26 protein-coding genes are annotated in these 23,004 nt (G+C 37.2%); 18 read left to right on the top strand and 8 right to left on the bottom strand.

Annotated elements, in window-relative coordinates; translation table 11 throughout:
* The first annotated feature begins 65 nt into the window (after positions 1 to 65).
* The 6 genes from ACFQO1_RS02415 (at position 66) to ACFQO1_RS02390 (ending at position 4,389) form a co-directional block, all read left to right on the top strand.
* Positions 66 to 890 carry a thymidylate synthase gene (locus ACFQO1_RS02415; protein WP_380216354.1) on the top strand — a complete coding sequence of 275 codons (825 nt, stop codon included), beginning with the start codon at positions 66 to 68 and terminating at the stop codon, positions 888 to 890.
* A 24-nt stretch (positions 891 to 914) separates the two neighbouring features.
* Entirely contained in the window at positions 915 to 1,346 is a 432-nt protein-coding gene (locus ACFQO1_RS02410) for a TonB family protein (protein WP_380216352.1), read from the top strand.
* 3 nt (positions 1,347 to 1,349) lie between these two features.
* Positions 1,350 to 1,796 carry an energy transducer TonB gene (locus ACFQO1_RS02405; RefSeq protein WP_380216350.1) on the top strand — a complete coding sequence of 149 codons (447 nt, stop codon included), beginning with the start codon at positions 1,350 to 1,352 and terminating at the stop codon, positions 1,794 to 1,796.
* A 90-nt stretch (positions 1,797 to 1,886) separates the two neighbouring features.
* A complete protein-coding gene (gene egtB, locus ACFQO1_RS02400; protein WP_380216348.1) occupies positions 1,887 to 3,050 on the top strand; it encodes an ergothioneine biosynthesis protein EgtB in 1,164 nt (387 codons plus the stop codon).
* A 17-nt stretch (positions 3,051 to 3,067) separates the two neighbouring features.
* A complete protein-coding gene (locus ACFQO1_RS02395) occupies positions 3,068 to 4,039 on the top strand; it encodes an L-histidine N(alpha)-methyltransferase (RefSeq protein WP_380216346.1) in 972 nt (323 codons plus the stop codon).
* 68 nt (positions 4,040 to 4,107) lie between these two features.
* Positions 4,108 to 4,389, top strand: a complete 282-nt coding sequence (locus tag ACFQO1_RS02390; RefSeq protein WP_380216344.1) for a DUF427 domain-containing protein — start codon at positions 4,108 to 4,110, stop codon at positions 4,387 to 4,389.
* Here the strand turns inward: ACFQO1_RS02390 and ACFQO1_RS02385 are convergent, their stop codons facing one another.
* On the bottom strand, positions 4,390 to 5,463 hold the full coding sequence (locus ACFQO1_RS02385) for an aminotransferase class V-fold PLP-dependent enzyme (protein WP_380216342.1): 1,074 nt from the start codon (positions 5,461 to 5,463) through the stop codon (positions 4,390 to 4,392).
* 61 nt (positions 5,464 to 5,524) lie between these two features.
* Here ACFQO1_RS02385 and ACFQO1_RS02380 point away from each other — a divergent pair, with 61 nt between their 5' ends.
* From ACFQO1_RS02380 to fabD, 4 genes are all read left to right on the top strand, one after another.
* Complete coding sequence (locus tag ACFQO1_RS02380) at positions 5,525 to 6,004, top strand: 2TM domain-containing protein (protein ID WP_380216340.1); 480 nt, start codon at positions 5,525 to 5,527, stop codon at positions 6,002 to 6,004.
* Positions 6,001 to 6,483 carry a dihydrofolate reductase gene (locus ACFQO1_RS02375; RefSeq protein ID WP_380216338.1) on the top strand — a complete coding sequence of 161 codons (483 nt, stop codon included), beginning with the start codon at positions 6,001 to 6,003 and terminating at the stop codon, positions 6,481 to 6,483. The genes ACFQO1_RS02380 and ACFQO1_RS02375 overlap by 4 nt, the downstream gene beginning before the upstream one ends.
* A gap of 99 nt (positions 6,484 to 6,582) precedes the next feature.
* Positions 6,583 to 7,083 carry a pyridoxamine 5'-phosphate oxidase family protein gene (locus tag ACFQO1_RS02370; RefSeq protein ID WP_380216336.1) on the top strand — a complete coding sequence of 167 codons (501 nt, stop codon included), beginning with the start codon at positions 6,583 to 6,585 and terminating at the stop codon, positions 7,081 to 7,083.
* Positions 7,084 to 7,164: 81 nt separating this feature from the next.
* Positions 7,165 to 8,046, top strand: a complete 882-nt coding sequence (gene fabD / locus ACFQO1_RS02365; protein WP_380216334.1) for an ACP S-malonyltransferase — start codon at positions 7,165 to 7,167, stop codon at positions 8,044 to 8,046.
* Between the two features lie 66 nt (positions 8,047 to 8,112).
* On the opposite strand, the gene ACFQO1_RS02360 is transcribed toward fabD, so the two are convergent.
* The 3 genes from ACFQO1_RS02360 to ACFQO1_RS02350 all read right to left on the bottom strand — a co-directional run bounded on the left by ACFQO1_RS02360 (position 8,113) and on the right by ACFQO1_RS02350 (position 10,568).
* The gene (locus ACFQO1_RS02360) at positions 8,113 to 8,307 is read right to left on the bottom strand and encodes a hypothetical protein (RefSeq protein ID WP_380216332.1); all 195 of its coding nucleotides are present in this window, start codon (positions 8,305 to 8,307) and stop codon (positions 8,113 to 8,115) included.
* Between the two features lie 85 nt (positions 8,308 to 8,392).
* The gene (gene galE / locus ACFQO1_RS02355) at positions 8,393 to 9,424 is read right to left on the bottom strand and encodes a UDP-glucose 4-epimerase GalE (protein WP_380216330.1); all 1,032 of its coding nucleotides are present in this window, start codon (positions 9,422 to 9,424) and stop codon (positions 8,393 to 8,395) included.
* On the bottom strand, positions 9,411 to 10,568 hold the full coding sequence (locus tag ACFQO1_RS02350) for a DegT/DnrJ/EryC1/StrS family aminotransferase (RefSeq protein ID WP_380216328.1): 1,158 nt from the start codon (positions 10,566 to 10,568) through the stop codon (positions 9,411 to 9,413). Before ACFQO1_RS02350 ends, galE begins: the two co-directional genes overlap by 14 nt.
* Positions 10,569 to 10,705: 137 nt before the next feature.
* On the opposite strand from ACFQO1_RS02350, the gene ACFQO1_RS02345 reads away from it, so the two are divergent.
* The 4 genes from ACFQO1_RS02345 to ACFQO1_RS02330 all read left to right on the top strand — a co-directional run bounded on the left by ACFQO1_RS02345 (position 10,706) and on the right by ACFQO1_RS02330 (position 12,801).
* A complete protein-coding gene (locus tag ACFQO1_RS02345; protein ID WP_380216326.1) occupies positions 10,706 to 11,947 on the top strand; it encodes a 3-deoxy-D-manno-octulosonic acid transferase in 1,242 nt (413 codons plus the stop codon).
* A gap of 125 nt (positions 11,948 to 12,072) precedes the next feature.
* Positions 12,073 to 12,294, top strand: coding sequence for a hypothetical protein (locus tag ACFQO1_RS02340; protein WP_380216324.1), 222 nt, complete (start codon positions 12,073 to 12,075; stop codon positions 12,292 to 12,294).
* Positions 12,295 to 12,313: 19 nt separating this feature from the next.
* Positions 12,314 to 12,520 (top strand): hypothetical protein, encoded by a 207-nt coding sequence (locus ACFQO1_RS02335; protein WP_380216322.1) that lies wholly within the window; start codon positions 12,314 to 12,316, stop codon positions 12,518 to 12,520.
* A 41-nt stretch (positions 12,521 to 12,561) separates the two neighbouring features.
* On the top strand, positions 12,562 to 12,801 hold the full coding sequence (locus ACFQO1_RS02330) for a hypothetical protein (protein WP_380216320.1): 240 nt from the start codon (positions 12,562 to 12,564) through the stop codon (positions 12,799 to 12,801).
* 45 nt (positions 12,802 to 12,846) lie between these two features.
* Here the strand turns inward: ACFQO1_RS02330 and ACFQO1_RS02325 are convergent, their stop codons facing one another.
* The gene (locus ACFQO1_RS02325) at positions 12,847 to 13,617 is read right to left on the bottom strand and encodes an XRE family transcriptional regulator (protein ID WP_380216319.1); all 771 of its coding nucleotides are present in this window, start codon (positions 13,615 to 13,617) and stop codon (positions 12,847 to 12,849) included.
* A gap of 99 nt (positions 13,618 to 13,716) precedes the next feature.
* Here ACFQO1_RS02325 and ACFQO1_RS02320 point away from each other — a divergent pair, with 99 nt between their 5' ends.
* Genes ACFQO1_RS02320 through ACFQO1_RS02305 form a run of 4 tightly spaced genes read left to right on the top strand, consistent with a single transcriptional unit; the run spans position 13,717 to position 16,348 of the window.
* Positions 13,717 to 15,003 (top strand): putative DNA modification/repair radical SAM protein, encoded by a 1,287-nt coding sequence (locus ACFQO1_RS02320; RefSeq protein ID WP_380216317.1) that lies wholly within the window; start codon positions 13,717 to 13,719, stop codon positions 15,001 to 15,003.
* Complete coding sequence (locus ACFQO1_RS02315) at positions 15,000 to 15,773, top strand: TIGR03915 family putative DNA repair protein (RefSeq protein ID WP_380216315.1); 774 nt, start codon at positions 15,000 to 15,002, stop codon at positions 15,771 to 15,773. The genes ACFQO1_RS02320 and ACFQO1_RS02315 overlap by 4 nt, the downstream gene beginning before the upstream one ends.
* Positions 15,774 to 15,816: 43 nt before the next feature.
* A complete protein-coding gene (locus ACFQO1_RS02310; RefSeq protein ID WP_380216313.1) occupies positions 15,817 to 16,071 on the top strand; it encodes a hypothetical protein in 255 nt (84 codons plus the stop codon).
* 46 nt (positions 16,072 to 16,117) lie between these two features.
* On the top strand, positions 16,118 to 16,348 hold the full coding sequence (locus ACFQO1_RS02305; RefSeq protein WP_380216311.1) for a hypothetical protein: 231 nt from the start codon (positions 16,118 to 16,120) through the stop codon (positions 16,346 to 16,348).
* A 63-nt stretch (positions 16,349 to 16,411) separates the two neighbouring features.
* On the opposite strand, the gene ACFQO1_RS02300 is transcribed toward ACFQO1_RS02305, so the two are convergent.
* The 3 genes from ACFQO1_RS02300 to ACFQO1_RS02290 form a co-directional block, all read right to left on the bottom strand.
* Complete coding sequence (locus tag ACFQO1_RS02300) at positions 16,412 to 18,376, bottom strand: OmpA family protein (RefSeq protein WP_380216309.1); 1,965 nt, start codon at positions 18,374 to 18,376, stop codon at positions 16,412 to 16,414.
* Positions 18,377 to 18,395: 19 nt separating this feature from the next.
* A complete protein-coding gene (locus ACFQO1_RS02295; RefSeq protein WP_380216307.1) occupies positions 18,396 to 19,340 on the bottom strand; it encodes a PorP/SprF family type IX secretion system membrane protein in 945 nt (314 codons plus the stop codon).
* A 58-nt stretch (positions 19,341 to 19,398) separates the two neighbouring features.
* The coding region (locus ACFQO1_RS02290) for a T9SS type B sorting domain-containing protein (protein WP_380216305.1) at positions 19,399 to 23,004 on the bottom strand (3,606 nt) is incomplete at its 5' end.

Here is a 23,004-nt window from a genome sequence, read left to right as displayed (position 1 = left end):
AGATTTAAAATCTCTAAATAATTGTTGAACCCTTAAAGAAATTCCTGTATTTGCAGGAAATTACTATGAAACAATATCACGACTTACTGAACCATGTACTCGAAAACGGAAATTTTAAAGAAGACCGAACAGGTACAGGTACAAAAAGTTGTTTTGGCTATCAAATGCGCTTTGACCTTAGCGAAGGTTTCCCAATGGTTACGACCAAAAAAGTACATTTAAAAAGTATTATTTATGAACTTTTATGGTTCTTAAATGGCGATACTAATATTAAGTACCTTCAAGAAAATGGAGTGCGTATCTGGAACGAATGGGCAGATGATAACGGCGATTTGGGACCTGTGTATGGACATCAATGGCGCAACTGGAATAATGAAGAAATAGATCAGATCAAAGATATTATCGAGACACTTAAAACCAATCCTGATAGTCGAAGAATGTTAGTTAGCGCTTGGAACCCTAGTGTCATGCCAAACACAAGTGTTCCGTTTAGCGAGAATGTTGCTAATGGAAAAGCAGCATTACCGCCTTGTCATGCATTTTTTCAGTTTTACGTTGCAGATGGTAAATTATCCTGTCAATTGTACCAACGAAGTGCCGATGTTTTTTTAGGTGTTCCCTTTAACATAGCCTCTTATGCATTACTTACCATGATGGTGGCTCAGGTATGCGGATATGAGGCCGGAGATTTTGTCCATACGTTTGGCGACGTTCACATCTACAGTAATCATATGGAACAGGTTAAACTTCAATTGTCCCGAGAGCCGAGACCTTTACCTAAAATGTTGCTAAACTCAGACATAAAAGATATATTTGGCTTCAAATTTGATGACTTTACCCTTGTGGATTATAATCCGCACCCACATATAAAAGGCGCAGTTGCCGTGTAACCCTAAATATTAATACATTCAGTAATGAAAAAAATCTTAATCCTACTTTGTTTAATTGCCAGTTCTTCAATGGTTGCTCAAGAATGGGGAACGATGAAAAATAATACCTTAACCATGAAAGAAATTGCTCCTGTCTGGCCAGGGTGTGAAAACGGAGGTGCTGCTCAGCGTGATGCTTGTTTTCAGAAAAAATTAGCCACACATATCGCAAAAAACTTTAAATATCCAGCCGAAGAATACAAGAAGAATGTACAAGGAAAAGTGGTAGTCAATTTTATCATCAATGAAAAAGGACTTCCTGAAATCAAAAGTGCTACAGGAGGTACAAAAGCACTACAAGAGGAAGCAAAACGAAATATAATGGCCATGCCTAAAATGTCAAAGCCAGGCATGATGGGTGGGAAACCTAGAGCGATACAATACACGGTGCCTTTTACCTTTAAAACTGGCAAATAATCTATGCGCTTATCTTTATTAATTATTTTATTAATTTTTGCGGCTCCAGTATTTGCCCAAGATTCTAGTACCGTTATCGAAATACCTCCTATTTATAGTGGATGTGAAGGATATGACAATAATAAAGATAGAAAAGCATGTATGAGTACAAACATGCAACGATTTGTTGCTGCTCATTTTAATACAGAACTGTATTTCACAGAAAACTTAGAGGCTGGAGATTATAAAATTTCTGTAGTTTTTGTCGTCGACAAAGAGGGAAATATTGATCGTGTCGATGCAAAGGGACCTACTCAAAACCTAGAAAACGAAGCAAAACGCGTCGTTAAATCTGTACCTCAAATGAAACCTGGCATGCAGAAAGGTATCCCCGTTAGAGTTTTGTATAATTTACCTATAAAATTTAGAGTAACAAAAAAAGACGTGAGGAAAAGAAAACGAAAAAACTGAGTTTAACAACTGTTTAACGCCTATATATTTTAGCTAAACAGCATATAGTATTATCTTTAGGGAGTCGGCAAAAAACCGACTCCCTTTTTTATGACACAAACAGATACCTTACTTTCTCTTTTTACTGAAACAAGAGGTTATACCGAAAAACTTTGCAAGCCTCTTGAAATTGAAGATTACGTGGTACAGCCCATAATGGACGTATCCCCACCCAAATGGCATTTAGGACATACTACATGGTTTTATGAAGAATTTATTCTGAAGCACTTTAAAAAAGATTACAAATTATTTCATAAAGACTTTGCCTTTGTTTTTAATAGTTATTATGAATCTGTAGGCAAAAGAGTGGTTCGAAGCGATCGTGGAAATATGTCTCGCCCAGGAGTTGCCAAAGTCTACGATTACAGACATTATGTTACCAATGAAATAAAGGAATTACTAACTAGCAAAATTTCTAAAGAAGTAGAAGAATTATTGCTTATGGGAATTCACCATGAGAAACAACATCAGGAATTATTAACTACAGACATCAAATATATTCTTGGTAATAATCCTTTACTTCCAAAATATAGTACTGATTTTTCAGAAAATAAAATTACAACTATTGATCAGGAATGGATATCAATTGCCGAAGGCATCTACCAGATAGGCCATTCAGATAAAAATACGTTTCATTATGATAATGAAGTAAATAGACATAAGGTGTATCTTCAAAAATACAGTATATCGAACACCCTAGTTACCAATGAGGAGTATCTGGAGTTTATAAATGATGGTGGTTATAAAGACTTCAATTTTTGGCATGCAGATGCTTGGGAATGGCTTTCAGAATCCAACATAACTCGGCCTATGTATTGGCATACGATTGATGGTGAGTGGTATCAATATACTTTACAAGGCTTACAAAAATTAGATCCAGAGGCACCCTTATCACACATTTCATATTACGAAGCATTTGCTTTTGCACAATGGAAAGGCTGCCGGCTTCCTACCGAATTTGAATGGGAAGCTGCTCAAGCTAATTTTAAGTGGGGAAATCGTTGGGAATGGACTGAAAGTGCCTATCTGCCGTATCCAGGGTATACAAAAGCTCCAGGAGCTATTGGCGAATACAACGGTAAATTTATGGTAAATCAAAAAGTGCTTCGGGGAGGTTCTGTCGCCACTGCACCTAAACATACTAGACATACGTATCGCAATTTTTTTCAACCAGAATTGCGCTGGCAGTTTACAGGAGTAAGACTTGCTAAATAATCACGACCTATCCGAGCATGCACACCGAGACCAAACCTAATTTAGACACTGCTTTTAAAAAAGAGGTATATCAAGGGCTTACTAGCTTTCCTAAATATCTTTCTTCAAAATTTATTTATGATAAAAAAGGAGATCGTCTTTTTCAGGACATCATGGCACTTCCAGAATATTATCTAACTGATTGTGAGTTCGAAATTCTATCAGACCATAAAGAAGCGATTTCAAGATTTTTTTACGGAACCAATTCAGGGTTCGACCTTATAGAATTAGGAGCTGGAGATGGTAAAAAAACAAAAATACTACTCAAGTATCTCGTTCAAAGGGACATCAACTTTACATACAAACCAATTGATATTAGCCAAAATGCGATCTCTTCACTTTCAGAAACATTAGCCAAAGAAATTTCCAAATTGAACTTTGAAGGTGAAACAGGCGAATATTTTGAAGTGTTAGAACGACTTAAAAAATACAATGTTCGTAAGAAAGTAATTATGGTGTTAGGGTCAAATATTGGAAACTTACTCCATCCAAAAGCAATTGACTTTTTAACTCAGTTAAAAAATACCATGCATAAAGATGATGTGTTATTTATAGGATTTGACCAGAAAAAAAATCCGCAAACCATCTTAGACGCATACAATGACGATACAGGTGTCACTGCCGCATTCAATAAAAATCTGCTATTTAGAATTAACAATGAGCTAGGAGGAAATTTTGAACCTGATCATTTTAAACACTGGGAAGTGTACGACCCAGAAACCGGAACCGCAAAAAGTTTTTTAGTCGCTACAAAAGCCATGAATGTTTTTATTGATACGCTTCAACTTAATATTACCTTTAAACCTTGGGAGACGATTCATACAGAAATTTCTCAAAAATACAATGATGACATTGTAAGCTGGTTGGCAAATGAAGCTGGCCTTCAAATTGAAACTTCTTTTTCAGATAGTAAGAAATATTATAAAAATTATATTTTGAAGAAAAAATAGTGACCCATTAACTATAGAAAAATGTATCCTTTTTTTGTCCTGAATTTTAATACTCACTTAACTCAATTATGAAAGCAATCTGGAACCATCAAATAATCGCAGAAAGTGAAGATACCATTGTTATTGAGAACAATCATTATTTTCCACCTAGTTCAATTAAAAAGGAATTTTTCAGCAAAAGTGCTACTCAAACACATTGTCCATGGAAAGGTAATGCTTCCTATTATTCAATAAACGTTAATGGAGAGCTAAACAAAGATGCGGCTTGGTTTTACCCAACTACTTCCCACGCCGCAAAACCAATTGAAGGCTATATCGCCTTTTGGAAAGGTGTTGAAATAACAGAATAATTAGACGAAATCCAATACTTTTTGTATCTCTTCCTTCGTATTATAAAAATGAAAGCTTATTCGAATGCCATCCCCTCTTTGAGAACAAATTATATTGTTTTTCTTTAATTTCTGAAAGACCACTTCATCTCCTTTAATACTAAAGATGGTAGAATGCTCCTTTCTTTTTAGTACAGAATCTTTTAACAAGCCTTTTTCTGAAAATTGGGCTGCAGCAAAATCAGTTAGCTGTTTATTTTTTTCTGAAATATCCTCTATTCCAACCCTCTCCATAAGCTGAATACTTTGTTCAATACTTCCATAGGTCAATACATCCTGATGTCCTGGCTCTAATCTTTTTACAAAAGGAATATCATTTTGCTTACTATATATTCCGTCTGCTGAATTGAACCCAATAGTACTCGGAAAAATAGGTTGCTGTGCCGCCTCTTTGATCATCATGAATCCATTTCCATATCCAGACAACATCCATTTATAGGCACTACAGCCCAAAATATCAATACCACTTTCACTAAAACTAAAAGACTCAGTTCCTAAATACTGCGTGCCATCTGCAATGATCATAAGATTGGGATGATATGCTTTGAGTTGTTTTATAAAATCAAAGTTTATTTTAATTCCAGTAAGATATTGTACGAGACTAAAAGCCAGTATATCTGGTTTATGACGAGCAATAGCTGCTTCAATATTCTCTTCAAGATTTTCATTTATAGCAGCATAGCACACATCAAAATCCCGATGTTCAAATACCCAATTAATTGACGGATAATCATTTTTAAGAAGCAATACTTTTTGACCTCTTGAGAAACCTTCGATCAACGTGTTTAAACCAAAAGAAAAATTGGGAACCAAGGCAACCTCATTATTTTTTGCCGTAAAGAAGCGGGCAATACTGGAGCGAATACTTTCAATTTGTATTTTATGTGTATCTCTGTGAACACTTCCATTCTCGTGTAATTTTTTATCCTCTTCTCGGCGCCACTGAATTAAATCATTGGACAATAGCCCTGATGAAGCTGTATTAAGGTACGTATATTTTGAAAGTACTGGAAATTGTTTTCTTAAATCTTCCATAAGGCGGTAGGAGTTACAACGAAATTCGTGTATTTTTACAGGAGATTAAAAGTAACCAACAATGTTTTCAAAAGCTAATAAATCTGAAAGAATTGGCGCCGATCAACGCGAACAATACGAATATGCCAGAAAACGAATAAAAAAGAAAAAGAACCTTATGTGGCACTTTATAGTGTTCTTAATTGGTTCTGTTTTTTTAGTTGTGTTAGGAGGCGTTCTTAATAAGGGACAAGAGTTTTTTATTAAAGATTGGTTTGTCTGGGCCATTTTAATCTGGTTATTTCTATTTTTAATTCACTTATTCAATGTCTTTGTCATAGATAAATTTATGGGCAAAGAATGGGAAGATCGTCAGCTTGAAAAATTAAAAGCGAAACAACAAGAGAGAATTGATGAGCTTAAAAAACAAGCCATTAAAGAAGTAACTGAAAAAGAAGTAAAGATTGCAAAAGAAACTAGAGCACTTGACGATACCAAAACAGAAAATATCGACCTAAAAAAAAAGGAAGACCCCAATCTACTTCCTCCCGAAGACGTATGATTACTATGATTGCTGCAGCTGGCGAGAATAATGAATTGGGCAAAAACAATGATCTCGTTTGGCATTTACCAGATGATTTTAAGCGTTTTAAAAAGCTTACAACTGGGCATTACATTATAATGGGGCGTAAAACTTTTGAGAGCTTCCCTAAACCACTTCCCAACAGAACTCATGTAGTTATTACGCGTGATAAAAATTATTCAAAACCAGGTGCTGTCGTAGTACATTCATTAGATGAGGCCTTGATAAAAGCTTCAGCAGACACACAACCATTTATAATTGGCGGCGGAGAAATTTACAAACAGGCTTTAGAAGTTTCAGACAAAATAGAACTTACCAGAGTTCATGGAACTTTTGATGCGGATACTTTTTTTCCGGAAATCCCCACTTCAGAATGGGAACTTTCAGAAAGTATTTTTCATTCTAAAGATGAGAAACACGACTTCTCCTTTACCTACGAAACTTGGATTCGTAAATAAGATTATCAACCCCTATAATTAACATTCCTTTCGAAAGAGTTTAATATTTCTTTGTGCGTAATCGCCCATATTTCATGGTATCTTTAAAAGAAAAAAACTATGAGTACACAAAACCTTTATAATAGCGAAGCCATTAAAAAAGTAAAAGATATCGCTACCGATGTCGATTTTACCATGATGGCGACCAACTTAAAAAAACAACCTCTAAGTGTTGTTCCTATGAGCACCAAAAAAGTGGACGATCTTGGAAACATTTGGTTTCTAAGTGGTGCAGACAGCGATCATAATGCAGATATCCAAAAAGATAGTAATGTGCAATTAATGTATAGTGGTGGAAGTGATATGAAATTTCTAAGTATCTATGGCACAGCCGAGATTACAAAAGACAAAGCTATGATTGAAGAGCTCTACGGAAAAACTGACAATATCTGGTTTGACGGGAAAGATGACCCAAATGTTTCGGTTATTAAATTTATTCCTTCTGAAGCTGCCTATTGGGATAGTGGCAGTAATAAATTAGTGAACCTCTTCAAAATGGCAAAAGGTGCTATTACAGGAGAAAAACAAGATATTGGGACTACTGGAAAACTGAAGCTTTAATTTATCCTAAAAATTATTCCTCTTTCTGAAACTTCAAAAAGGGGATTTTTTATGTTAAATTTACACGACAAAATACAACCTATGAAAGCATACGTATTCCCCGGACAAGGGGCACAATTTACAGGAATGGGGCAAGATCTATATGAAGCCTCTTCTAAAGCAAAAGATTTATTCTCTCAAGCCAATGAAGTGCTGGGTTTTGATATTACAAAAATAATGTTTGAAGGCACTGCAGATGAGTTAAAAGAAACTAAGGTTACGCAGCCAGCTATCTTTTTACATTCAACCATCCTGGCTAAAGTTATGGGAGATAGCTTCAAACCGGATATGGTAGCAGGACATTCTTTAGGTGAAATTTCGGCGTTGGTAGCTAATAGGACACTAGCTTTTAGTGATGGATTACGATTGGTTTATAAGCGTGCATTAGCCATGCAAAAAGCTTGTGAAGAAGCACCTTCGACCATGGCAGCCGTGTTAGGGCTGGAAGATCATGTTGTAGAAATGATTTGTGCAGACACTACTGGGATAGTCGTTGCGGCTAATTATAATTGTCCTGGACAGCTGGTTATTTCAGGAGAAATTGAAGCAGTAAATGCTGCTTGCGAAGCATTAAAGGAAGCAGGAGCGAGACGGGCCTTGTTGCTTCCAGTTGGAGGAGCATTTCACAGTCCGTTGATGGAACCCGCCAGAGAGGAATTGGCAGCCGCTATTGAAGGTACTACATTTACAGCACCTGCCTGCCCTATTTATCAAAATGTTTCTACGTTTGCAGTAACTGACCCGGCAGAAATTCAGAAAAATTTAATATTTCAATTAACGGCTCCTGTCAAATGGACTCAAAGTGTACAAAATATGATTAAAGATGGAGCGACTCATTTTATTGAAGTGGGCCCAGGTAATGTATTACAAGGTCTTGTAAAAAAAATAGATAGATCTGCAGAAACAGAGAAAGCTACCTTATAGTTATATAATATTATAGAATAAAAAAAGCCCGAAGCGATCACTTCGGGCTTTTTAATACTTTTTTATTTATGCACTCAATCTGCAATCATCACAATCTTTGACCTCACCATAATACGTTTCTCTGTATTTATGGACAGTTTTGATTGGAAGAATATTAAGTAATGTTTTTTGGATATACACCACATTGGTGGTAAGAATACCCATATCTTCTGTAAATCTCTTTTCTTGCTTCGTTTTTCGTTTCACTGAAACTAACTTCATTATATACTTTTTAAATTCTGTGCAAAGAAACAAAACTATGTGTCCAATCCCAAAGTATAGTCGTTAAACCTTCGTTAAGCGACTGTTATTTAGTACTTTTAAGTTTTTGCTGCCATTTCCATGCACTTTTAAGAGCTTCTTCCATAGAGTTTTTGGCTTTCCAACCCAATTCTTTATTTGCTTTTGTAGTATCTGCATAGACAGCAACCACATCTCCAGGGCGTCGGTTTACAATCGTATAATTTAGTTTTTGATTGGCTACTTTTTCAAACGCATGAACCACCTCCAAAACCGAACTTCCTTTGCCAGTTCCAATATTAAAAACTTCAAATTTGCTCGCATCTTTATTCTGAAGTAAGCGCTGAAGCGCTACGACATGAGCTTCAGCCAGATCCACCACATGAATATAATCTCGTATGCAACTGCCGTCGGGCGTGTCATAATCATTTCCGAAGACAGACAATTCCTTCCTAATGCCAACTGCAGTCTGGGTAATAAATGGCACTAAGTTCTGCGGAACACCAACCGGAAGCTCTCCTATTTGAGCCGAATGATGCGCTCCAATGGGATTAAAATAACGCAATGCTATGGCTTTCATTTCTGAAACAGCACACACATCCCCTAAAATTTCTTCACTTATCTGCTTGGTATTTCCGTAAGGAGAAGTAGCGACTTTTATAGGGGCATCTTCGGTAATAGGCAACGTATCGGGTTCACCATATACAGTACAAGACGAACTGAAAATAAAATTATTAATGTTATGTGCTTTGCTCTCCTGAAGTAAATATATAAGAGTATTTAGGTTGTTCTCATAATATAACAATGGGTTTTCAACACTCTCTCCAACTGCCTTACTGGCTGCAAAATGAATAATCCCATCAATATCTTTATGGCGTTTAAAGAAATCGATAACATCTTGTTTATTTCGTAATTCGAGCCTTTCAAAAACTGGCGCTTTACCTGTAATATTGGTAATACCTTCTAAAACATTAATTGTAGTATTTGATAAATTATCAACGACCACAACTTCAAAGCCTGATGCTTGCAACGCAACTACAGTGTGAGAACCTACATAGCCTAGGCCTCCTGTAACCAATATTTTTTTAGTTCGTGACAAAATCGATAACTGTTTTAGTAATAAAGTCAATTTGTTCGTCGTCCAGTTCTGTGTGCATTGGTAATGAGATAACTTCTTTTACTAACTGATTGGTCACAGGAAAATCTGATTCCTTATAACGATCGTCCTTATACGCATTTTGTAAATGCAACGGGATTGGATAATAAACTCCACAAGGGATGTCGTTAGCATTTAGATGTTTCACAAGATCATCTCGCTTTCCATTAGTTATTCGCAACGTATATTGATGAAACACGTGACAATCACATACATCACAGATAGAATTTCCAGCATCACAAAAGCCTGTAGGTGTGATAATATTTTCAATTCCCGAAAAGGCAGCGGTATATTTTCTAGCCGCATTACGACGTTTGGTATTATACTCATTTAAATGAGGTAATTTTGCACGTAGTACTGCTGCTTGTATGGAATCTAAACGTGAATTTACTCCCACGACATCATGATGATATCGTTCGTACATTCCATGGTTTACTATACCTCTTATGATGTGGGCCAGTTCATCGTCATTCGTAAAAATAGCTCCACCATCTCCATAGCAACCCAAATTTTTTGATGGGAAAAATGAGGTTGATGCCACATGACCTATGGTTCCTGTCTTTGGTTTCGCCATATCCCGAGTTGTATAGGTGCCTCCTATTCCCTGAGCGTTATCTTCAATGACATACAAATCATTTGCCTTTGCAATATCCATGATCTCGTCCATCTGAGCAGCTAATCCAAATAAATGAACAGGTACAATGGCTCTGGTCTTTGGAGTAATCGCTTTTTTAATTGCCTCTATATCAATGTTAAAAGTTATTGGGTCTACATCAACCAGCACGGGTGTAAGTCCTAAAAGAGCAATTACCTCCACGGTTGCCGCAAATGTGAAATCGGCAGTGATCACCTCATCTCCTGGTTTTAGGCCTAGTCCCATCATTGCTATCTGTAGCGCATCGGTGCCATTGGCACAAGGAATCACATGTGTTACGCCTAAGTATTCTTCTAATTCCTTTTGAAAGTCATGAACTTCTGGCCCATTGATATATGCGGTAGATTCAATAACGTCTAATACCGATGCATCTACCTGTTCTTTAATATGTTGATACTGACCTTTAAGGTCTACCATTTGAATTTTTTTCATCTACTTTGAAATATAATATTGTTGTAAAAATACGGATTTTAAATACGGTCAACAATCAATTAACACCCCTATCCTTATTTTTAAAATTTCATAGACAGCTATTAACCTAAAGTACTGTATTTTTACGGAACAACTCTATGAAAACCCTTTACACAATAGCAACCTATTTCGCTATGCCCTTTCTCTGGGCGGCTCAGTCTTTTAGCGCTAAACTTAAATTATTTGTGCGGGGCAGAAGTGACACCTATTCAATTCTTAGAAAAAAAATTAACGAAAAAGATAAAACAATCTGGTTTCACTGCGCATCCTTAGGCGAATACGAACAAGGAGTTCCTGTTATGGAAGCATTTAAAAAGCAGTTTCCTGGTTATAAAATATTAGTGTCCTTTTTTTCACCTTCGGGCTATGAACAAAAAAAGAACAGTACTCTCGCAGATGTTATTGTATATCTTCCGTTAGACACCCCAGCAAACGCTAGAAAGTTTATTAAACTGGCAAAACCTAAATTGGCACTTTTTATTAAGTATGAATTCTGGCCCAATTATCTTTTTCAGTTAAACAAAGAGCATATTCCTGCAGTACTTATCTCTGGACTATTTCGCGAAGATCAGGTCTTCTTTCAATTTTATGGAAAATTTATGCGGAAAGCTTTACAAACGTTTGATCATCTATTTGTACAAGATAAAGCTTCTGAAGATTTGTTAACTTCTATTGGCTTTAAAAACATCACAATAAGCGGCGACACTCGATTTGATAGGGTTTCACATCAAATAGAACAGGATAATTCACTCCCTTTTATTGCCGACTTTTTACAAAATTCTTTATGTATTGTCTGCGGAAGCACATGGCCAGAGGATGAAGCTGTTTTATTAGAATCAATGCAAAAAGCTTCAGAAAATGTAAAATATATTGTTGCTCCACATAAACTGGATGCATCCAAAATTGAACGTTTTAGAAATAAACTCAAGGTGCCATCGGTCTTATTTTCAGAAAAGGAAGGAAAAAAACTTGATGAATATTCCGTATTGATTATAGACAATATTGGGTTACTTACCAGAATATACAGTTATGCAGATATCGCGTACGTAGGTGGCGCCATGGGTTCTACGGGTTTACATAATATATTGGAAGCTGCTACTTTTGGTGTTCCTGTAATTATAGGGAAACATCATAAAGAATTCCCCGAAGCAGCCCGACTCCAATCCCTTGCCGGCTTGTTTTCTATTGCTTCAGAAGAAGAATGCACTAGCATCATAGATAAACTTATAGAAGATTCCGTTTTTAGAAGTAAAACAGGAATGATTGCTGGGCACTTTGTAAATAAAAATACGGGAGCAACAAAAATTATACTAAATCATATCTCTAAGTTACTGAATTAAAGCTCCGTTTGATGGAATTTTAAAAAAAGACTCCCTAAGAACTACAGAAACTTTAATAAAACTTTATCATTGGTCAAATGTTAAAATCCGTAGTTTTGAACATAAATAACACAAACCCACTTATTATGAAAAAAGTAATGATCGCTGCGGCATTAGTTTTTGCAACATTTGCAACTACAAGCTGTCGAGAGACTAAAACGGAAACGAAAGAAGTTGTAAGAGAAGTAGAAGTAGAAGCTACTGATGATGATGCAGAAGGTATTTTGGAAAGAACTGCAAAAGAAATTGACAAAGAAGTCAATGAAGAAATTAACGAAGAAATTGACAAAATAGGAAACGACGATTAACTAATAAACACAAACCATTATGAAAAAAGTATTTTTAAGTTTAGCTATTGTAGCAATGTTTGCTACTTCTTTTGTATCCTGTAGAGAAACAAAAGAAACAAAAGTAGAAATTGAAGCAGACGATGTTGCAGATGACGTTGAAGATGCAATCGATGACGCAGGTGATGCGATCGAAGATGCAGCAGATGACGTTGAAGACACTATGACGGGTGAAGACGACAACTAAAATCATAACAATCTAACCCTAACTTTTTAAATTATAAAACAATGAAAAAAGTAATTTTATTACTAGCAGCAATCGCTACGGTTTCTTTTACTTCTTGCAGAGAGAAGGAAGAGGCTAAAACCGAAACAGAACAAATTCTGGAAGATGCGAGAGCAGAAGGTGCCGACATCGAAATTAAAGATGGCGGTGACAAGATCAAGATCGAAGAAGCAGACGGTGATGAAATTAAGATCAAGACCGACGATGGTGATCTTAAAATCAAAACGGATGACAACAACTAGATCTTAATCGATCAATAAAAAAAGACCTCAAAATGAGGTCTTTTTTTATGTATTTAACTTTGTAATCTGTCCCTTTAAATCATCCATGGATTGTTGGAGTTGTCGCAATAGATTACTTTCGGAAGGCTCTTCAACACCAAAAGTTAACTTACTGTTTACTTGCCACAATTCTTGAATATTTTTTATATCAACGTCTATGGGGATATATTCCGTATTCAAAGAAATCAAGCGTACTTTATGAGGTGAATTAGGTACTTTTTGTAACTTTTTCACTAATACCGAATCGTGTAATACGACTATATAAATCTTACTATCTGTTGCTTCGGCAATACTAGGTACCGCTCTTCCTAATACCCACTCATTGGGTCTGATATTGGGGAGCATACTATCTCCTTCTACCTGAAAACCTCTATATGTAGCATTACGATATTCTGGTAATGGAATAGAAAATGCAGGTAATGTTTCATACCATTCTACATCCTGTATATTATGCGGATAACCGGCAGCAGCTTTCTGATTGACCAATGCAATGGTATCGCGCTCTTCAATATCTAATGTTACGACCTTAGGACTTACATCCCCACCTTCTAGATTTACAATCTTAGTGTAGCTCTTTCCATAGAGCCACATCGGATTAATATTAAAAAGATGTAGTAATAACATAACTACTTTACCAGTAATTTTGGTTTTTCCACGCTCAATATCTGCCGTAGTAGCCCCAATCTCCAGTAATTCTGCAAATGATTGTTGTGTGTGGTGCTGCTCTTCACGCACCTTTTTAAAACGTCTTGCTTCAATAGAAAGTTCTGTATCCATACTGTAAAGTTACTATTATTAGGAATATATCCAAATAAGTTAGTGGATATTTTCCATTAAATCGGAATTATTCCATATTTTTGGCATAAATCCAAGTCTATGAATTTTGAACGTATTAAAGAAAAACTAAACATTCTTGCAGATGCAGCAAAATATGATGTTTCCTGCTCTTCCAGCGGAAGCAAAAGAACCAACAAGAATAAAGGCTTGGGCGATAGCAGCGGTATGGGCATCTGCCATACCTATACCGAAGACGGACGATGCGTATCACTTTTAAAGATTCTACTTACCAATCACTGTATTTTTGATTGCGCTTATTGTGTGACACGAAAAAGTAATGATATCAAACGGGCTGCCTTTAAAGTTCAGGAAGTTGTGGATCTTACCATCAACTTTTACAGACGCAACTATATTGAAGGTCTTTTTCTAAGCAGTGGCATCTTTAAAAATGCCGACTATACTATGGAGCGACTCATAGCAGTGGCCAAGAAGCTACGGGAAGAAGAGAATTTTAATGGCTACATTCATTTAAAATCGATTCCAGGAGCGAGTGATGAATTAATGAGAGAGGCTGGCCTATATGCAGATAGACTGAGTGTCAATATCGAAATTCCTTCAGAAAAAGGACTCAAATTATTGGCACCCGACAAAGACAGGAAAGATTTTATCAAACCGATGCAGAAAGTGACCAACGAGATCATTCAGTATAAAAATGAAAAAAAGCTTATTAAAAGTACTCCCGTGTATGCACCAGCTGGACAGAGCACACAAATGATCGTAGGAGCCAGTGGCGAAACCGATGCGGAAATCATGTATACATCTGCCTATTTTTATAAAAAATTTAAACTGAAACGGGTGTATTATTCAGGTTATGTTCCCATTAGTTATGACGAGCGGCTCCCCTCTATTGGTACCGATGTCCCCGTTTTACGCGAAAATAGATTGTATCAGACAGACTGGTTATTACGGTTTTACGGTTTTGATATTCGAGAGATTTTAACTAAAGAAAATCCAAATCTTGATACTGATATTGATCCGAAATTAAGTTGGGCACTACGTAATCTTGAACATTTTCCTGTTGACATTAATAAAGCAGATCCAAAATTGATTGCTAGAATTCCGGGAGTGGGAATGAAAAGTGTGCATAAGATCACACAAGCCAGAAGGTATCGAAAGCTCAATTGGGAGCATCTAAAAGCGATTGGAATTGCTTTTAATCGCGCCAAATACTTTATGGTTTGTGATTCCAGAGATTTTGAAGTAAAAGACAGAACTGCTGCACAAATCAAAGGTTTAATTCTTCAAGAATCGAAAAGCAAGTTTCAGAAAACGTATGGAAATCAGTTGAATTTGTTTAGTTCTTCGGAAAGTTTAATGGTAGTATGAGAACTATTTTGGTATATGATGAAACTTTTGAAGGATTTTTGAGTGTGGTTTTTTATGTGTTTGAGTACAAGCTGAAACATGTGATTATTCAGAAAGAATCCATAGCTTCGGAAACTTTTTTTGACGCTACTCAAATGGTCATTACTGAAGAAAAAAAAGCAGACAGGGTCTGGAAAGGCTTACTAAAGTATATTAAAGCTTCAGAAAGAACAAAGCTTTACAAAGCATATTTAAGTGAACTTCCTTCTATTGAAAATGACCTGCTTTGGTATATTCAAAACGCTATCGCTTCAGAAAAAAATATCGCAGGCAATTTTGCGAATCCTACGATACTTAAGATCAGCAAAATTGTAAAAATGGTAGACAGAGAAAAGCACAGAATGGATGCTTTTGTGCGTTTCAGACTAACAAAAGATGATATGTATATGGCAACCGTTAGTCCAGATTTTAATGTGCTACCATTAAATGCTGCACATTTTAAGAACAGGTATGCAGATCAGCGATGGCTTATTTACGATCTAAAACGCACTTATGGTATCTATTACGATCTAAAAAAAGTGACTACTGTGACTCTTGATCTTACATCTGATGTAAATACTGCTTCTGCAAGTTCTGTTTATTTTACCGAACATGAACTTCAATACCAAACACTCTGGAAAAATTATTTTAAGAGCACCAATATTGAATCCCGAAAGAATATGAAACTTCACGTGCAGCATGTTCCTAAGAGATATTGGAAATATCTTTCTGAAAAGTCTCCATTTTCTTAAATTTTGGTATTTTTAACCATTACTAATTTAAAACCAACCAATAATGAAAAAAATAATGACAACCCTTGCAGCCTTAGCGCTTATCGTATCTATTTCTTCGTGTAGAGAAACTACGGGTGAAAAAGCAGAAGACGCTCTGGAAGCTGCAGCGCAAGACACAGAAGATAACCTCGAAAAAGCAGGTGAAGCCATTGAAGAAGCAGTCGAAGACGCAGGAGATGCTATTGAAAATGCTGGAGATGAGATCGAAGAAGAAATTGACGGTACCGATGATGTCAATGGTGACGATGATAATTAAAAAAAATAGTATCTTACTAAAATATATAAACCAATACAAAAAGAAAATGAGAAAATTAGTTACCACATTTGCAGCATTAGCTTTAATCGTTTCTATTTCTTCATGTAGAGAAACTACAGAAGAAAAAGCAGAAGACACTGTAGAATCTGCTGCACAAGACGCAGAAAACAATCTTGAAAGAGCTGGAGATGAAATCGAAAACGCTGCGGACAACGCAGGACAGGAAATTGATGAAGAAATCAATAATACGGATGATGTAAATGGCGATGACGATTAATCTTGTCAACAAATCCCATAAAAAAATCCCGCTAGTAGCGGGATTTTTTATTTTTATTCAGAATTACCGAATTATGATAAATTCACTTCTTCGGTTTAGCTGGTGTGCTCCTTCATCGCAGGTTGCTCCGTTTACGCAACCATTGGTTAATTGTGTTTCACCGTATCCTTTGCTTGTTAGTCTGCTTCGGTCAATTCCTCCATTATTTACTAGATATTCTACTGTTGCAGCTGCACGTCTTTCTGAAAGCGCCATATTATAGGCATCATCTGCGCGGCTATCTGTATGTGACCGTACATCAATGTTCATTGATGGATAGGTTTTCATTACTGCGATTACTTTTCGAAGTTCTATTTCTGCATCATATCTAATGTTTGACTTATCCAGATCAAAATAGATAGGGTTGAGTCCTAAAACGAGCCCTAAATCTGTACCAATCCCTGCAGGGGTTACTCCAAGATCTGCTCCCCCACTCATAAATAGTGTCTTTTTAATGACTCCTGAAGAATTTGGAGTAGCGAAAGGTTTTTCGGCTGTTGTATAATTTGTCTTTGAAGAACGTACAGCGTATTGGCTAGAGCATTCAAGAGTCAAAAAACTAAAACTTCCATCTGCGCCAGAAAGTGCAGACTCAATGACATCTCCACTATCATTCAGAAGCATTACTTTGGCACCCGCTATGGCTTCATTACTTTCTTTGTCCAACACACTCCCTTCTACCCTTTGAGTACACGCTGTACTACTATTCATAGGATCCTTTAACCTTTGAAAACTGTAAATGTCATCATCACCAGCACCCCCTTCTCTGTTACTTGCAAAATATCCTAATCCTGTTGTTCCGTTAATAATAAAACTAAAATCGTCCATAGGACTGTTTATAGGTTTCCCTACATTGTATACATTACCAAAACCATCACCTTCCCTATCGGTTACAAATACGTCCAAACCTCCAAGACCTATATGTCCATCTGAAGCAAAATACAAACGATCTTCCGAGCTTATAAAAGGAAACGTGTCTCTTCCTTCGGTATTGATTCCATCACCTAAACTAACAGGAGTACCAAAACCATCTCCTTCAATTGTAACTTTATATAAATCACTCATCCCTTTGCCTCCTGGCATATCACTTGAAAAATATAACGTTTTTTCATCTTTACTTAAAGCAGGATGCGCCACTGAATATTCATCATTGTTAAAAGGCAATTCTGAAACTTCCCAGTCCCCTTTCCCATTTTTCTTAGCTCTGTACAGTTTTAAACGATTTGTTCCATTCGAGTCTGATTTATAATCATCTTCGGTAAAATTATTCCGAGTGAAATACATTGTATTTCCATCTTTGGTAAAGACCGATGTCGACTCATGGTATTTTGTATTAATTGCGCTTGTCATTTTATCCACGTCATCTAAAGAATCTTCTTTTCCTGTAGGAACAAAATAAAGGTCTAAAAAAGGTTGGTCGTTCCAGTCATGGATTAGTCGGCTCACGCCATTTTTATTCCTGTTGGAAGAAATCACCAAGTTTCCTTGATAAAAAGAAGGGGCAAAATCTGAAAGGGCGGAATTAAATCCAATAGACATCATTTCAAATCGGCCAGATTGTTGTTCGATTTCCTGTAAATAGTTTCGTTCATTTTGGTACAGCTTTGCACGATAATCTGAGCCTTTTGCATTTAGAAATTCCTCCATAATCGCATCAGAAGCGTTGTATTGTTGATTACTCTTTAATGAGAGTGCATATCTGTATAGATATTCAGGTTTTATGCTTTCTGAAGTATCATACAAGGCTCCATACCATTTTGCAGCATTTTTATAATCTGCTGTAAAGTAATACGAATCGCCAAGACGCTCCAGTAGTTTCTCGTCACGGTACCCGTCCTCTGCCACTTTTAAGTAGGCTTCTCTAGCATCTATAAATGCATAATCATTAAAATCTTGGTTTGCATCTGCCATCTTCTTCTCCTGAGCAATAGAGAATGAAATGGAAAATAGGAAAACAAAAACAAGAGACTTTTTAAAATAATTTTTCATGTGTAATTGTTTTTTTCGATTAAAAGAATCTTGGTGAAATTAATCGCTTCTTTCTATTAAACAGTTCGTATCGTAACATCACTTCAAAAGAGCCATCATTGTATTGTTGTAATTCTGTTGTTTCTCTGTCATAAGCAAAACCAAGTAGTAATTGGTCTGTAACCTGTAACCCAACCATTCCACTAAAAGCCGCGCTCCATCGATAGGCAGCTCCTAATGTTATTTTTTCATTGATTAAAAAGTTTGCTGAAACATCAACTTGGAGTGGTGCTCCGCTAACAAATTTTGTTAGTACTGCTGGTTTGAACTTTAAATTTTCAGAAAGATCAAAAGCATATCCTGTAATAAAATAGTAATTGACCCTTTCCGAAGCGGTACTAGAGCTATTACTATTATTAGAGTCATCAAAATGTTCGGTTTCAATCAAATTAGGAACACTTGCACCCAAATAAAATTTATCGGTATAATAGTAGAGGCCTACTCCTACTTGCGGAGAGAATTTATTGTCTACATTAATTTCTGCATCGGGATCACCGCTGTTAAACCCACCAGTATTTAAACGATTAGAGTCAATATCCAATAGATGCGCTCCACCTTTAAGACCAAAAGCCAACTGACCTCCGTTATCTGAGATTGGTATGGTATAACTAAAATCTATATCAACGTATGTTTCTCTTGCAATAAATATTTCATCGTTGGTCACATTCAATCCTAATCCTACACGCTCTCCAATAGGAGAATGTAATGATGCAGTAAAAGTTCTAGGCGCTCCTTCAAGACCCACCCATTGACTGCGATATATTCCCACAAAACTCAGAACATCTCTCGCCCCTGCGTAAGCAGGATTAAAGCTCAATGTATTGTACATATATTGCGTGTACTGTGCATCTTGTTGTGCCTGAGAATTTTCAGAATAAAACCCAAGAGACAACAGTGCTAAAACAGTTATATATAATTTTCTCATAGTTATGATTATTTAACCTGCCGAAAGCATAATTTTCCGACAGGATATTTTATATAATTTATTTTCTATTAATGTATAATGGACCTGCAAGACGTACTGTTTCACCAGCATCATTCACATAATTAACTATGTAATAATACGTACCAACTGGCAATGCTTCATCTCTGTCTATGGTCGATCTTCCATCAGAGAACCCTCTAAAGAAATTGTTGCTTTGACCATATCCTACAGTATCGAATACCAACACTCCCCATCGGTTGTAAATTTCAACAGTATTATCTGGGAAATTTTGTAATCCTCTAATGGTAAATACATCGTTTAGTCCATCGCCGTTTGGAGTAATAATATCGAAAATCGTTACATCATCGTTTGGATCTCCATTGTTGTCTTCATTAAAATCGCACAATCCATCATCATCATCATCACTCAATTCATCACCGTTAGAGATCCCATCTCCATCGCAGTCTGCATCCAGGAATTCCTGACTCACAATTTCTAGATTTATACTCTCACAATTAAAGCTGCAAAGGTCTGTTGGGTCTGTTTCATCCTCTATTTCCTGATCGTTTGTTACACCATCACCATCACAATCCAATGTAAACCACTCATCTGAAGGAGTGACCGATTGATTCTCAAATACCAAATCACATTCATCCAATGGGTCTGTATTGTCATTAACTTCATCTCCGTCTATGACACCGTCTCCGTCAGTATCTTCATCTAATGGATCTGTACCAATAGTTACTTCCTCTTCATTCGTTAACCCGTCGTTATCACAGTCTAACATATTCCATTCATCTGAAGGCGCAACACTTTGACTTGTCAATACAAAATCACAAGGATCATTAGGATCTGTTCCATCATCGATTTCATCACCATTAAGAACTCCGTCGCCATCACAATCTAATTGATCAAATTCAAAACTAATTGTAGTAAGATCTTGACTGTCCGGATCATAGTCACATGGATCTGTAGGGTCGGTATCATCTATAACTTCTTGACCATTGGTTACTCCATCACCATCACAGTCTCCTGTTAACCAAGCTTGGCTTGGCGTTACGGTTTGATCTGTATACTCTAAACTACACTCGTCTAATGGGTCGGTACCATTACCATCGTCTATACCATTTCCGTCTGGATCTATTTCATTCCCATTTGTAACTCCGTCACCATCACAATCTAGGTTTTGGAATTCTTGAGTAGTTATTGTATAGTCCTGACTAGTCTGTACAAAGTCACAAGGATCTGTTGGATCTGTTCCATCATTGATTTCGTCTTGATTTGTCACACCATCCCCATCACAATCGGCTAACATAAAGTCACCAGTAGTTGGAAGTGTTTGACTTGCCACTAAGAAATCACATGGGTCTAAAGGATCGGTTCCGTCATTTAGTTCATCACCATTAGTAACTCCATCTCCATCACAATCCAGTGCTTCCCATTCAGGAGTCATTGGAACCGTCGCATTCTCTAACATAAAATCACAAGGATCTACAGGATCTGTACCATCTATCACTTCATCACCGTTGGTAACTCCATCTCCGTCGCAATCTCCATCTATCCATGCTGTACTTGGATCAACAGTCTGACTTGTAACATCCAGGCTACATTCGTCTAGTGGATCTGTACCGTCGGAAACTTCATCTCCATTGGTTACGCCATCTCCATCACAATCCAGTGCTTCCCATTCTGAAGAAACAGTTGTTACATCTTGACTAGCCGGATCATATTCACAAGGATCCGTTGGATCGGTATCATCTGAAACTTCATCGCCATTCGTTACGCCATCGCCATCACAATCTCCTGTTAACCAAGTTGGACTTGCAGTTGTATCCTGACTTGTATAGTCTAAGCTACATTCATCTAGTGGATCTGTTCCATCTGCTACTTCTTGTCCGTTGGTTACTCCGTCACCATCACAATCTAAAGCTTCCCATGCAGCACTCTGAGGACCAGAGATACTACTTGCCATATATTCACAAGGATCTACAGGATCTGTACCATCTATCACTTCATCACCATTGGTTACTCCATCTCCGTCGCAATCTCCATCTATCCAAGTTGGACTTGGAGATACTGTTTGACTTGTAACATTCAGGCTACATTCGTCTTGTGGATCTGTTCCGTCGGAAACTTCATCTCCATTGGTTACTCCGTCGCCATCACAATCCAGTGCTTCCCATTCCGAAGAAACAGTTGTTACATCTTGACTAGCCGGATCATATTCACAAGGATCCGTTGGATCGGTATCATCTGAAACTTCATCGCCATTCGTTACGCCATCGCCATCACAATCTCCTGTTAACCAAGTTGGACTTGCAGTTGTATCCTGACTTGTATAGTCTAAGCTACATTCATCTAGTGGATCTGTTCCATCTGCTACTTCTTGTCCGTTGGTTACTCCGTCACCATCACAATCTAAAGCTTCCCATGCAGCACTCTGAGGACCAGAGATACTACTTGCCATATATTCACAAGGATCTACAGGATCTGTACCATCTATCACTTCATCACCATTGGTTACTCCATCTCCGTCACAATCTCCATCTATCCATGCTGTACTTGGATCAACAGTCTGACTTGTAACATCCAAGCTACATTCGTCTAGTGGATCTGTTCCGTCGGAAACTTCATCTCCATTGGTTACTCCGTCGCCATCACAATCCAATGTTTCCCATTCCGAAGAAACAGTTGTTACATCTTGACTTGCCGGATCATATTCACAAGGATCCGTTGGATCGGTATCATCTGAAACTTCATCGCCATTCGTTACGCCATCGCCATCACAATCTCCTGCTAACCAAGCTGCGCTTGGCGTTATTGTCTGACTTGTATAGTCTAAGCTACATTCATCTAATGGGTCTGTCATATCATCTATTTCATCGCCATTCGTCACGCCATCTCCATCACAATCTAAAGCATCCCACACCGCACTTGTTGTTGCAGTATCTTGACTATCTGAATCATACTCACATGGATCTGTGGGATCTGTATCATCTATAACCTCTTGACCATTGGTTACTCCGTCACCATCACAATCACCATCTATCCATGCTGTACTTGGGTCAACAGTTTGATCTGTGTATACAAGACTACAATTATCTAATGGATCTGTACCATTTCCTTCATCAATACCATTTCCGTCAGGATCAATTTCATTTCCATTAGTTACTCCATCTCCATCACAGTCTAAGTCTTTAAACTCTTGAGTTGTTAAAGTATAATTTTGATCATCTAGATTAAAACTACATGGGTCTAATGGATCTGTACCATTACCTTCGTCGATACCATTACCATCTGGATCTATCTCATCGCCATTGGTTACTCCGTCACCATCACAATCTAAATTTTGATAGGAAAGAGAAGTATTAGAATACTCCTGATTAGATGGATCATAAATACAAGGATCTTGTGGATCTGGATCTGATACATCTGGATCACCATCTCCATCATCATCATTGTCACATCCGTCTACTTGTCCATCCATGTCGAAATCTGGACCATCTTCTAAGTGATTAGAAATGCTGTTTCCGTTTGTATCTGCAGGGAAGGTAGATGAAAGGGCTGGATACGCTCCCGAAGCAGTCACTGCTCCGTTGGCATCTACTCCGCCACCTGATAATGTAAGTGGATCACCCGTTCCATACTGTCCGCCATCACCACC

It is taken from the genome of Jejudonia soesokkakensis (assembly GCF_042664795.1).
Lineage (GTDB): Bacteria > Bacteroidota > Bacteroidia > Flavobacteriales > Flavobacteriaceae > Jejudonia > Jejudonia soesokkakensis.
Note: the sequence above shows the minus strand (reverse complement) of the source record. Positions and strands in the feature narration are given on the sequence as shown.

Excerpts from the sequence above, each read along its gene's own strand:
- ACFQO1_RS02340 (WP_380216324.1), top strand. The coding sequence starts at position 12,073 with ATGAAAAAAGTAATGATCGCTGCGGCATTAGTTTTTGCAACATTTGCA.
- ACFQO1_RS02300 (WP_380216309.1), bottom strand. The coding sequence starts at position 18,376 with ATGAAAAATTATTTTAAAAAGTCTCTTGTTTTTGTTTTCCTATTTTCC.
- ACFQO1_RS02390 (WP_380216344.1), top strand. The coding sequence starts at position 4,108 with ATGAAAGCAATCTGGAACCATCAAATAATCGCAGAAAGTGAAGATACC.
- ACFQO1_RS02415 (WP_380216354.1), top strand. The coding sequence starts at position 66 with ATGAAACAATATCACGACTTACTGAACCATGTACTCGAAAACGGAAAT.
- ACFQO1_RS02345 (WP_380216326.1), top strand. The coding sequence starts at position 10,706 with ATGAAAACCCTTTACACAATAGCAACCTATTTCGCTATGCCCTTTCTC.
- ACFQO1_RS02410 (WP_380216352.1), top strand. The coding sequence starts at position 915 with ATGAAAAAAATCTTAATCCTACTTTGTTTAATTGCCAGTTCTTCAATG.
- egtB (WP_380216348.1), top strand. The coding sequence starts at position 1,887 with ATGACACAAACAGATACCTTACTTTCTCTTTTTACTGAAACAAGAGGT.
- ACFQO1_RS02305 (WP_380216311.1), top strand. The coding sequence starts at position 16,118 with ATGAGAAAATTAGTTACCACATTTGCAGCATTAGCTTTAATCGTTTCT.
- fabD (WP_380216334.1), top strand. The coding sequence starts at position 7,165 with ATGAAAGCATACGTATTCCCCGGACAAGGGGCACAATTTACAGGAATG.
- ACFQO1_RS02385 (WP_380216342.1), bottom strand. The coding sequence starts at position 5,463 with ATGGAAGATTTAAGAAAACAATTTCCAGTACTTTCAAAATATACGTAC.
- ACFQO1_RS02380 (WP_380216340.1), top strand. The coding sequence starts at position 5,525 with ATGTTTTCAAAAGCTAATAAATCTGAAAGAATTGGCGCCGATCAACGC.
- ACFQO1_RS02330 (WP_380216320.1), top strand. The coding sequence starts at position 12,562 with ATGAAAAAAGTAATTTTATTACTAGCAGCAATCGCTACGGTTTCTTTT.
- ACFQO1_RS02335 (WP_380216322.1), top strand. The coding sequence starts at position 12,314 with ATGAAAAAAGTATTTTTAAGTTTAGCTATTGTAGCAATGTTTGCTACT.
- ACFQO1_RS02370 (WP_380216336.1), top strand. The coding sequence starts at position 6,583 with ATGAGTACACAAAACCTTTATAATAGCGAAGCCATTAAAAAAGTAAAA.
- ACFQO1_RS02310 (WP_380216313.1), top strand. The coding sequence starts at position 15,817 with ATGAAAAAAATAATGACAACCCTTGCAGCCTTAGCGCTTATCGTATCT.
- ACFQO1_RS02395 (WP_380216346.1), top strand. The coding sequence starts at position 3,068 with ATGCACACCGAGACCAAACCTAATTTAGACACTGCTTTTAAAAAAGAG.
- ACFQO1_RS02405 (WP_380216350.1), top strand. The coding sequence starts at position 1,350 with ATGCGCTTATCTTTATTAATTATTTTATTAATTTTTGCGGCTCCAGTA.
- ACFQO1_RS02350 (WP_380216328.1), bottom strand. The coding sequence starts at position 10,568 with ATGAAAAAAATTCAAATGGTAGACCTTAAAGGTCAGTATCAACATATT.
- ACFQO1_RS02325 (WP_380216319.1), bottom strand. The coding sequence starts at position 13,617 with ATGGATACAGAACTTTCTATTGAAGCAAGACGTTTTAAAAAGGTGCGT.
- ACFQO1_RS02360 (WP_380216332.1), bottom strand. The coding sequence starts at position 8,307 with ATGAAGTTAGTTTCAGTGAAACGAAAAACGAAGCAAGAAAAGAGATTT.
- ACFQO1_RS02320 (WP_380216317.1), top strand. The coding sequence starts at position 13,717 with ATGAATTTTGAACGTATTAAAGAAAAACTAAACATTCTTGCAGATGCA.
- ACFQO1_RS02315 (WP_380216315.1), top strand. The coding sequence starts at position 15,000 with ATGAGAACTATTTTGGTATATGATGAAACTTTTGAAGGATTTTTGAGT.
- ACFQO1_RS02295 (WP_380216307.1), bottom strand. The coding sequence starts at position 19,340 with ATGAGAAAATTATATATAACTGTTTTAGCACTGTTGTCTCTTGGGTTT.
- ACFQO1_RS02375 (WP_380216338.1), top strand. The coding sequence starts at position 6,001 with ATGATTACTATGATTGCTGCAGCTGGCGAGAATAATGAATTGGGCAAA.